Raw genomic sequence first — 10,430 nt, 5'->3', positions numbered from 1 at the left:
CTGTTTCGTCGAATCGCTTCGACTCCAATGATCGCTGAAGCTAACACCAAAGCCCTTCCGCGACAAGGCACATATACGGCACAACTGACCTTCTATGGCCAGGCGTTGATTGCTTGGCCCATGAGTGCTTCCTCATATTCGAAGCGCTTCAACGCACTCGACGTATCGAGGGGGGAGCATGGCGGGGACGGCATGGAGTTCCACCTTGACAGGCCTGAATCCCGGTGTGAATCTGGCACCGATTCACTGTTGAAGCGCTTGCGCAGTAAGGGGAGCGGGACCGTTGGACGGTGGGAAGTCGACGGCTCGCAGGGGCCCGCTCGGTGGCGCGCAGGAGTTTGAATGGTGGAAGATGCAGGACACCCGCCTGCGCGCGGGGTCGAACGCCCTGGTCTGGCTGACGCCCGAGTGCCCCCTTGAGCTCGGCCAGGCCCGCCGAGTCGTCGAACTTCTGGTCCACCGCCACGAGGCCTTCCGTACGCTGATCGTCCGAGGCCCCGACGGCCTGCCCGAACAGCGGACCGATGCGCCTGCGCCGGACGGCCTCCATGTCCTGGACGAAGTGCCCGACAGCCGCAGGAGCCTCGAACTCGCCATCGGTGAGACCGAGTTCGACCTGTCCCAGGAGGGCCCGCTGAGAGTCGGGGCGGTGCGCGCAGGGGAGCGGGTGACCGAACTCCTCTTCGTGATCTCCCACTGTGTCTTCGACGGGCACAGCATCCCGCTGCTCCAGGCGGAGTTCGCGCTCGCCGTCCGCGAGGTCGCACTCGGCGCGGAGCCGGCAGCGCCCCGCCGTCGGCACCAGCCGCTCGACTCTGCCCTCGCCGAGCAGAGCGGACCGCTCGCGCAGCATCGAGCCGCCTCGACTGCCCATTGGGCGAGGGCTGTTCGTGAAATCCCGAACCGTATGTTCGTCCCCGCCCAGGACGACCTGATGCACCACTACGGGGCGACGTACCGCACGGACCGCCTGGCGCCGCTCCTGGCACTCGCCGCGAGGCGCCATCGGACCACCCCGGCCGTCGTCCACGCCGCCACCGTGCACGCGCTGCTCGCCGCGCTCTCCGCTGCACCGCACAGTGTCGTGCGTAGTCACTTCGCCGGCCGGACGGATGCCGAGGCGGAGACCATCGGCTGCTTTCACTGCATCCTGCCCGTGGTCGTGGCGACCTCCGACCGGCCCGGTTTCGGCGCGCTCATCGAACGGGTGGCAATGCAGACGCTGCGCGCTCAGAGCCGTTACCGGATCGGCTATCTGACCCTTCGACAGCTCATCTCGGCGGAAGAACGTCGACGAGGGGTTTCCATCGCCGACGGCACCATTGTCAATTTCTCCTTCGATGAAGGTTTCACGTCTCTGCAGCACAGCTCCGAGGAGGAGTTGCTGGCGGCGGCCGACGCCGCCGTCGGTGAACTCGAACTGCTGATGGGCCGTAACGAAACCACGCCCGACCACCGTGGGCTGGACTCCTATCTCATGACCCGGATCACCGATGGCGTCACGGTGACCTCCGCCACTTTCAACGGCGCGGTGTTCACCGCTCCGCAGATGCGGGCCTTGCTGATAGGCCCGGAACAGCTGCTCGCCGCCCACCTGCAAGGAGACCTCGACTGGGACGGAATATGCCGGATTGCCCGTAGCGGCGCCCCCTACGCGCCGACGCCGCCCGCCGTCCCGGTGGTGGGAGTCGATCTGGTGCTGCCCGAGCGGGTCGACGAGGCGCTCGCCTCGCACCCCGCGGTGCGGGACTCCTCCACCGCCGTGACCCCCGGCACCGATGGCACGGTGGGGCTCGAGTGCCGGGTGATCCGCGAACCTGGGAGCGGAGAGCCATTCAGCGAGGCCGAGTTGAGGGAGCATCTGCTCTGCCAGGTGCGGCCCGGGGCGGTGACGGTGGCCCCTCTTCGCTTCCTGATCGAGGGCCAGGCGGAAGAGGAAGCCGGCCGGACCGAGCCGCCGGTCCTCGCCCTGGTCGCCGCGGTCCTGGAAGTCAACGGGATGTCCACGGTCGACGAAGGCCGGAGTTACGCGGAGAACGGCGGCGCGCTGGGTGCCGTCCCCGCGATCATCGATCACCTCGCCGAACAGGGCTGCACCGGCCTCGGGCCGCACGACTTCACCCTGCCGATGTCCTTGCGCAGTCTGGGCCGACGGCTGCACCGCAGCCAGGAGTGACCGCAAGCCGGAGGGGGGCCGCTGTCCTGTCCATCCAGGATCGGGCGACCCCGGCTGTCGCCGGGGCTCCGCGTCAGGAAGAGGGGCCACCACGGGAATGGAGGTCACGGTACCTGCTCGTGCATTCGTCGATGATCTCGGGCAAGGCCCGTCTGCGGAACAGCAGTTCCAGAGGGAAGTCGATCCCCAGGTGCGATTCCACGCGGGTCATGAATTCGACCGCGGACAGCGAGGTGCCACCGAGCGCGAAGAAGTTTCCCTCGTCGCCGGCGGCCTGCGCTCCGAGTGCTGCGTACCACGCCTCTTCGACGGTGCCGCGGATGTCACTGTCGGTCTTGGTCACCATGTCTCCCTGCCGGCCGGATCCGCCCCTGTGCCTCCTGCCTACCTGACACGGCCCTGAGCCCACACACGGTCGGCGGGGCCTTCGATGCGGTCGGCCAGGATGCCGTCCCGGTAGATCTGCTCCTGCTTGATGTCCCCGGTCTCCAACACCTCGGTCCAGGCGCGGGTGGGGCCCGTCCCCCAAGGCACCCAGGGGGTCAGGTCGTCCACGACGATGAGGCTTCCGGGGCGGCACAGCACACGGCAGTAGTCGATGTCGGACTTGACGGCCTCGTACTCGTGCCCGCCGTCCACGAAAGCAAGGTCGAACAGGGACTCACCGTGCTCCTCGATGAATTTCGGCAGGGCGGTGCGGGAGTCCTCCATGATCAGCTGATGGCGGCCGGGGAACCGCTGGTCGATGAATTCCTTTCCGATCCATGCCGCCTTGTTCTCCGGCAGATCGAAGGACACCACCTGAACGTTGTCCGAGGCGGACAGGAAAGCGTGGCTGGAGAAGCCGACATTGAATCCGATCTCGAGGACGGTGCGCACCTCGGCCGTATGGACCAGCTCCATGAGATATGTCAGCTGTGGCACACTCGATGACAGCTCGGAGATCGATATGTCGCTGGCCAGTACGTGATCCCAGATTTCCTTCGTGAAAGTGCGGATCGTGTCGGGCAGGCTCACTGAGTGACGTTCTTCCATGTCGGTCTCCAAATCATGGGGTAGCGTGCCCTGGCCGGCACTGTCAACACCCCGTGGACAGATTCTCAAGCAGTCGCCGTGCCGTGGTCATGGCATGGCGGCAAAGCGCCGAAATGGGGCGCAGGTGTGACTGTCGCGAGCCGAGCTCCTCGGCGGGATGATTATTGCGTTTGTCTCGCTGGCGAGACAAGCTCGCAAGCCGGACCGGCAGTTGTCCGTATAGCCAACCTGGTCGATGCTATGTGTGAGGTGGCAGTTCAATGTCTGATCGTGTTGCCGTGGTCGGGATGTCCATTCGCGCGGCCAAGGTGCAGAGCGCGGCGGACTTTTGGCGTCTCCTGATCACAGGACGTTCCGGACGGCGTGAAATCGATCCCACGGAATTGGTGCGGCGACGGGTTCCGAGTCGCACATATAAAGATCCGGCGTATGTGCCTGTCACGTATTCCATGGATGACTGCCTCGGGTTCGACCCTCAAGCATTCGGATTCGGTGGATCCGAGGCAGAGTTGACCGATCCACAGCATCGCGCAGTGTTGGAAGCCTGCTACCGGGCAGTGGAAAGCTCAGGATGTTTCATCGGTTCACTGCCTGATCGCGTCGGGGTATTCGTTGGATCGCGGAAGAGTGGCTACGGTACACAGATCGAATACCTCTCGGCCGCAGCCGGCAGAAATGTGGATCTCGCCGGGCTTGCCATAGGGAACGATCCCGACTACTTGTCCAGCAGAATTTCCTACACCTACGGTCTTACCGGTCCGTCGATGACTGTCCTGACCGCCTGTTCATCCTCGAGCGTGGCGGTGCACCTTGCCTGCCAGGCAATCCTTGCAGGTGAGTGCGATTCGGCGCTGGCGGGCGGTGTCGCTTTGGACGTAACGGACGCGGGCTATACGTTCACCGCAGGCGGAATTTACTCGCCACGAGGCCGGTGCGAGCCCTACATGGCCTCAGCCGACGGCACCGTGGAGGGAAATGGCGTCGCTGTCCTTTTCCTGCGGCGGTTGGATGTGGCGTTGGCCGAGGGCAACCCGATCCTTGGCGTCATCGCCGGTACCGCGGTGAACAACGATGGCCGAGAGCGTGCAGGCTTTACGGCGCCAGGGGTTGCCGGCCAGTCCGAATTGATCGAAGAGGCCCTCGACATCGCCGAGTTGAGCGCCTCCAGTATCGGTCTGCTCGAGGGGCACGGTGCGGGCACGAGCATCGGGGACGCACTGGAGATCGATGCCGCGACCCAGGCCTTTCGATCCACTGGAGCCAGTGCCGATGAGTGTCGGCTCCACTCCGTCAAGGCGAACATCGGGAATCTGACCGCGGCGGCTGGTGCAGCAAGCATCATCGGCTGTCTACTGGCCCTACAGCATGGACAGATTCCTCCCAACGCTCCCCTGGTGGAAGGAGCCCCGCCAACCGATCTGGTAGGCACGCCGTTCAAGCTGGCAGATACGCCGATCGCCTGGCAGCGTTCGGACCAGGGCCGGTATGCAGCGGTCAGTTCGTTCGGGTTGGGCGGAACAAATGCGCATGTCATCATCGGCGATGCCGAGCGGGATGTGCGGCTTGCCTCCCGCAAGGGGCGGTACTGGCAACTGCTTCCGCTGTCCGCGGACGACCCGGAACGCCTTTCCGGAACCGTCGATGCCGTGCGTGTGGCAGTGGACGGAACCTCGGCCGAGGTTCGTCAGGACATTGGCCACACACTGCGCACCGGTCGCCCGGAGCTCACCACACGCGCAGCTGCGCTGATCCCGGTCGACGCCGGGTCGGCCGGCGGGAAGTGGCCGTCGCCAGAGCAGTTCCACACGGTTCCCGAAGTGCCGCCGACACTCGTCTTCCTGCTCCCCGGCGAAGCGGTGAGAGCACCGGATGTGGCGCTCGCTCTCTACCGGGCAGAGCCGGCTTTCCGGTCGACCGTGGACGAGGGCCTCGCAATCATGAAACAGGTGCTGGCTCCTGAGATGTTCTCGGCTGTGCGCGACGCGTTCCTGCACGGTAGGTATCCGGTCGCAACGCATGCGCTTCAGCCGGTGCTGCACCTGCTCGGCCTCGGACAGCACGCATTCCTCAGCGACCTGGAAGTCGGGCCGGACTTGCTCGTGGGTCAGGGCGTCGGCGAGCTGACCGCCGCTCAGCTGAGCGGTGTCCTCTCGTTCGAGGACGCAGCGCGGGCGGTGTGCTGGCGCAGCCAGGCCATGGCAGCCCCTTCGGAACACACCGAAGCCGTTGTCCGCTTCACCCGCCGGATGCGCGACGTTCGGCTGACCTCTCCTGCCACGCCGACGCTGTCATGCGTTTCGGGGGCATGGCTGACCAGCGAGGAGGCGTGTGATCCTGGGTACTGGGGAGCGCAACTGGGTGAGCATGGCCCCTTCGACGAGGCCCTGCGCTCTGTGGTGTCCGAGCACCCTGCGGCTGTGTATCTGCAGCTGAACAGCGGAACGAATCTGCTGCGGGCCGCACAGCGTGGGGGAGTGCCTGAAGACGCTGCCGTGGCCCTGGCATCCGGTGGAGAAGCCTCGGACAGCTGGTGCTCGCTGCTCCAGGCTGTCGGAACTCTCTGGGAACAGGGTGTGCGGATCAACTGGCAGGCCTATGCCGAGCGCGATCACGCACTCCGGGCCGACGTGGCGCCACGGACCTTCGGGCGGATCCCGTACGTGCACCCTTCACTGCTGGAGCATTGCCCCGGGATCGACCCGGCGGAACTTTCGGGAAAGCGGGTCAGCTGATGACGTTCCAGGGAAGTGCAAACCCGGCCTCTCTGTCACAGCAGCGGATTTGGTTTACTGAACAGTTGCTGCCCGGGACCTCCAGGAACAACCTGTGTGTGCAGTTCGTCGTACACGGCGAGCTGGATGTGCCGACTCTCGAGCGCGCGGTCAACGACGTCATCGAACGGCATGAGGTCCTGAGGACCAGATTCGGGATCCTGGGTGATGCCCTCGTCCAGGATGTGCTGGACCAGGCCCGGGTCACTGTGCAACAGCTTGACGCAGCCGACGAAGAGTCTGTCTTCGCCAAAGCCGCGGAACTTGCCCGAGAGCCATTCGATCTGAGCGACGCGCCTTTGGTGCGTGCAGGCCTGGTGCAGTGCGGCAGCGGCACCAGGATTCTGGTGTTCGCGCTGCACCACGTCGTGGCTGACGTCCGGTCTCTGGGCATCCTTCTGCGTGAGGTCATGGAGATTTACCGAAAGGACAGGGCGGGCGGCGTCCCGGACCTGCTTGATCTGCCGCCGACCCGCTATGTCGACTTCGCGGCATGGCAGCGTGAGTGGGTGAATACGCCGCAGGCCATCGAACGACGGGCCGCACAGATACGCGAGCTTTCGGAATTCCCCGCGGTGGTCGACCTCCCGGCCGACCGCCCTCGGCCGGCCGTGCAGACGTTTGCAGTGGCGTCTTCGCACTGGCGTGCCTCGTCATCTCTGGTACGCGAGCTCGAGAAGGTGACGCGAGAGCACGGAGCAACCCTCGAGACGATGGTTCTGGCTTCGTTCTCGGCAGTGGTGAGTCTCTGGTCGAGGCAGTCACGGCTACTGGTCGCGACCCCGGTGGCCAACCGCTCGTCGGTCGAAACCGAGCGGCTGGTCGGCCCCTTCGAGAACACCCTCGTGATCCCGGCAGACATGGCTGGAGACCCGTCTTTCGCCGGGTACCTCGAGCGCGTACGTGACGCGCACCGGAGAGTTGCGTCAGAGAACGTCCCGTTCGAGGAGGTTATCGACGGTGTTGCGCCCGAGCGCAGCCTGTCTTATAACCCGCTGGTGCAGGTGATGGCCGCATTCGAGGAAGCCTCCGTGCTTCATACGGAACTTCCCCAGGCCGAACTGGAACTGATCGACCATCAGACGGGAACCTCGCAGTTCGACCTGGTACTCAAAGTCACCCCGCTCGGCGGCGGCCTGGACTGCCGGCTTCAGTATGCGACCGACCTCTTCGACCAGGACACAGCGGAGCGGTTCATCAGGCATCTGCGGCGGCTGTGGGAGGTTGTCGCCGCCAGACCGGATGCCGGTGTCGGGAGCATCGACCTGGCAGACCTGGAGGAGCGGGCCGTGCTCTCCACACTCGGCACGGGCCCCACGCGCCCGGTCGATCCCCGCGCGCTCCCCGCCAGGCTGTCCGAGACCGCGCACAGTCGACCGGACGCCGTCGCGGTGAAGGCATCCGACGGCACCTACACCTACGCGCAGCTCATCGAGCGAGCGGAGGCGATCGGTGCGGCGCTGACGGCCCGTGGGCTGCGGCCGGGCGATCTGGTCGGCGTAGCTCTGCCGCGTGGCCGCGACCTGCCGGCAGGTCTGCTCGGCGTCTGGGCCGCGGGAGGATCCTACGTACCACTTGACCCTGCGTACCCCAGAGCCCGGCTGGAGCACATGACGCAGGACGCGGGCATCAAGGTCCTGCTGAGCACTTGCGACCTCGCGGACCGCATCCCCGTGCCCCCAGATACCGAAGTGCTGGTGTTGGACGGACCTGCTCTCCCGCTCCCAGCCGAGGAGCCGGCCCCCGTGACATGCGGCGATCACGTGGCCTACGTGATTTACACTTCCGGCTCGACCGGCCGCCCCAAGGGGGTGATGGTCAGCCATAAGAGCCTCGGGAACCTTCTGGACGACTTCATGTCCGAGTCCGGGTTCGGCACGCGCGACCGGATGCTTGCACTGACATCCTTGTCCTTCGACATCGCAGGGCTGGAACTCTGGCTCCCGCTGCTGGCCGGAGGAACACTGGTCATCGGGCCGCCAGGTGTCGGCGGCGACCCGGAGCGGCTGCACCGACTTCTCTCGGACGAGAAAGTCACGGTGGTGCAGGCCACTCCAGCGACCTGGAAGCTCTACGCCTCGTCCCACCGCGTCGCGCCGCCTGCGCTACGGCAGATATGGAGTGGTGGCGAGCACTTGCCGCACTCGCTCGCCCGGGCGCTGACCGCGATGGGGCCTGAAGTACACAACCTCTATGGACCGACGGAGACCACCATATGGTCGACGCGTGCAGTGCTGCGGCGGCTCGACAGCGTCACCGGAATCGGGCGGCCCATCTCCAACACTCGCCTGTTCGTCGTCAATGCCGATGGCCTGCAGGTTCCCATGGGGATACCTGGAGAGTTGTGCATCGGCGGTGCGGGGCTGGCGCTGGGCTACCTCGGCCGCCCCGATCTGACCGCACAGCGGTTTGTCGATATCGAAGGGCTGCCCGTCTACCGCACCGGAGACCTCGTCAGGTGGCGGTCCGACGGGAATCTGGAGTTTCTCGGGCGTCTCGACGACCAGGTGAAGATCCGTGGGCACCGAGTGGAACCCGGGGAAGTCGATGCCGTGGCCCGAGCGTGCCCTGGCGTCCGGGACGCCGGCACGCTGGCCGTGACGACCTCCGCAGGAGAGGAGCAGCTGGTCACCTTCGTGACGCCGGAGAAGGGCGCGGATCAAGCCGATAGCACCACAGAAGACTGGCGTGCCATCTGGGAGAACACCTATGCCGAAGGCGAACCCGCCGCAGAAGATGACTTCAATCTGAAGGGCTGGCAGAGCAGCTACTCCAAACAGCCACTGCCAGAGGCGGAGATGCGGGACTGGGTGACGCAGACCGTTGACAGAATCGCCGGAACGGGCGCTCGCACCTTCGCGGAGATCGGCTGCGGCACCGGACTGCTGCTGCTGCGCCTGGCTCCTGCGGCCGACCGCTATCTGGGTATCGACTTCTCCGCAGAGGCCATTGGTCATGTGAAGAGCGCGGTCGCCCGGCGAGGGCTCACCGGCCGGGTGCGGTTGGCCACGGCAGCTGCCCAGGACATCGGGGACGTCGCCGACGGGGAGCTCTTCGACTGCGTAGTGATCAACTCTGTCGCCCAGTACTTCCCTGGCCGGGACTATCTCACGGAAGTCCTGACCGAAGCGAGCAAGATCGTTGTTCCTGGCGGACATATCTACGTCGGCGACCTGCGGAGCCTGAAACTCGCAGAGGCGTTCCATATCAGTGTGCTGGAAATGGATGACCGACTGGGAACCGAAGAATTGCGCGCCCTCGCTGCACGGCACGCACTGGAGGACGATGAACTCCTCATCGACCCCGGGTACTTCGCAGAGCTTCAAGACGCGCTTCCTGCGGTGACCGGGATTCAGGGATCGCTCAAGGCCCCCGGATACGACAACGAGCTGACGCGTTTCCGCTACGACGTCCTGCTGAAGATCGGTGGGGAGGTACCGGATCGGCCACAGCCCTGTGAGTACCTCGGCTGGGAGGAGGTCTCCGACCTTGAGGGCCTGGACAGACTGCTCGGCGCGTCGAGTTCCGCCGCGGTCGTCGTCGACGGCATTCCGAATGCCCGCGTCGCACGCTTCGCCCACCTCGCGTCGGGTGATGAGATGCCCCCCTTCGTGTGCTTGCCGGAGGAACTTGACGAAGTGGCGGCTCGGCACGGCTGGGACACTCGGCACGCCTGGTCCTCTCGCTTCCCGCAGCAAGGACGCATTCGGACGAGCTTCACTCACCGCAGCCGGTGGAGCGGACACTTCGTTCACGAGCGGCCGACGATCGACGGGCCGACGAGCAACGACCCTGGGCAGGGAGCTCGGCTGCAGGTGCTGAAGCACAGTGCACGAGCCTTCCTTCGGCAGAACCTGCCCGAATACATGGTGCCGAACCGGGTGCTGACCCTGCCGGAATTTCCGCTGACCCCGAACGGGAAGACCGACCGGAACGCCTTGAAGGCCATCGCTCGACAGCAGGTATCCAGTACGGATCACGTCCTTCCGAGTGGACCTGTTCAGAATCTTCTGCACGAGATCTGGTGTGAAGTGCTGAACGTCTCTCGAGTCAGCGCCGTGGAGAACATATTCGACGCCGGCACCACATCCCTGCTCGTGGTGCGGATACGCCAGGAACTCCGTGATCGGCATGGCATCGACATCCCACTGACTTCCTTCTTCGCCTATCCGACGATCTCGTCACTCGCTCAAACTCTCGACCCGGATATGGAACGTCACTACTCCGACGGTCGGCCTGCAAGCCCTCGTGCGCAAAATGCCACAGCTGCGCGTCGCCGGCAGCGCCGCCGGCAGTGAGAGCGCGCAGCAGGCGAGTCGGATCGCCCGGCAGTAGGTAGCCAACCCAGTGCCGCGGCGGGTGCCACGGCAGGCGATGGCCGGCACGATGCCGCGCCCACGTCCGGTGCTCATTCCTGCCCCAGTTGAAGCGCTTCGACACTGATCGAT

The 10,430-nt window shown here is 65.4% G+C and carries 5 protein-coding genes; 3 read left to right on the top strand and 2 right to left on the bottom strand.

Annotation, left to right across the window (positions count from 1 at the left end):
* Positions 1-352: 352 nt before the first annotated feature.
* Positions 353-2,176, top strand: coding sequence for a condensation domain-containing protein (locus ABZ386_RS13520; protein WP_358964778.1), 1,824 nt, complete (start codon positions 353-355; stop codon positions 2,174-2,176).
* Positions 2,177-2,249: 73 nt separating this feature from the next.
* Here ABZ386_RS13520 and ABZ386_RS13515 read toward each other — a convergent pair whose 3' ends face one another.
* Positions 2,250-2,522, bottom strand: coding sequence for a phosphopantetheine-binding protein (locus ABZ386_RS13515; protein WP_355714344.1), 273 nt, complete (start codon positions 2,520-2,522; stop codon positions 2,250-2,252).
* 38 nt (positions 2,523-2,560) lie between these two features.
* Complete coding sequence (locus ABZ386_RS13510; RefSeq protein WP_351334878.1) at positions 2,561-3,193, bottom strand: class I SAM-dependent methyltransferase; 633 nt, start codon at positions 3,191-3,193, stop codon at positions 2,561-2,563.
* A gap of 278 nt (positions 3,194-3,471) precedes the next feature.
* Between ABZ386_RS13510 and ABZ386_RS13505 the strand changes: the two genes are divergently transcribed.
* Positions 3,472-5,943 (top strand): beta-ketoacyl synthase N-terminal-like domain-containing protein, encoded by a 2,472-nt coding sequence (locus tag ABZ386_RS13505; protein ID WP_358964777.1) that lies wholly within the window; start codon positions 3,472-3,474, stop codon positions 5,941-5,943.
* Positions 5,943-10,280, top strand: a complete 4,338-nt coding sequence (locus ABZ386_RS13500; RefSeq protein ID WP_358964776.1) for an amino acid adenylation domain-containing protein — start codon at positions 5,943-5,945, stop codon at positions 10,278-10,280. Before ABZ386_RS13505 ends, ABZ386_RS13500 begins: the two co-directional genes overlap by 1 nt.
* The last annotated feature ends 150 nt before the right edge of the window (positions 10,281-10,430 follow it).

Origin of the sequence: Streptomyces sp. NPDC006140 (assembly GCF_040628815.1) — a bacterium.
In the GTDB taxonomy this organism is placed as follows: Bacteria; Actinomycetota; Actinomycetes; order Streptomycetales; family Streptomycetaceae; genus Streptomyces.
Note: the sequence above shows the minus strand (reverse complement) of the source record. Positions and strands in the feature narration are given on the sequence as shown.

Excerpts from the sequence above, each read along its gene's own strand:
- ABZ386_RS13520 (WP_358964778.1), top strand. The coding sequence starts at position 353 with ATGCAGGACACCCGCCTGCGCGCGGGGTCGAACGCCCTGGTCTGGCTG.
- ABZ386_RS13515 (WP_355714344.1), bottom strand. The coding sequence starts at position 2,522 with ATGGTGACCAAGACCGACAGTGACATCCGCGGCACCGTCGAAGAGGCG.
- ABZ386_RS13505 (WP_358964777.1), top strand. The coding sequence starts at position 3,472 with ATGTCTGATCGTGTTGCCGTGGTCGGGATGTCCATTCGCGCGGCCAAG.
- ABZ386_RS13500 (WP_358964776.1), top strand. The coding sequence starts at position 5,943 with ATGACGTTCCAGGGAAGTGCAAACCCGGCCTCTCTGTCACAGCAGCGG.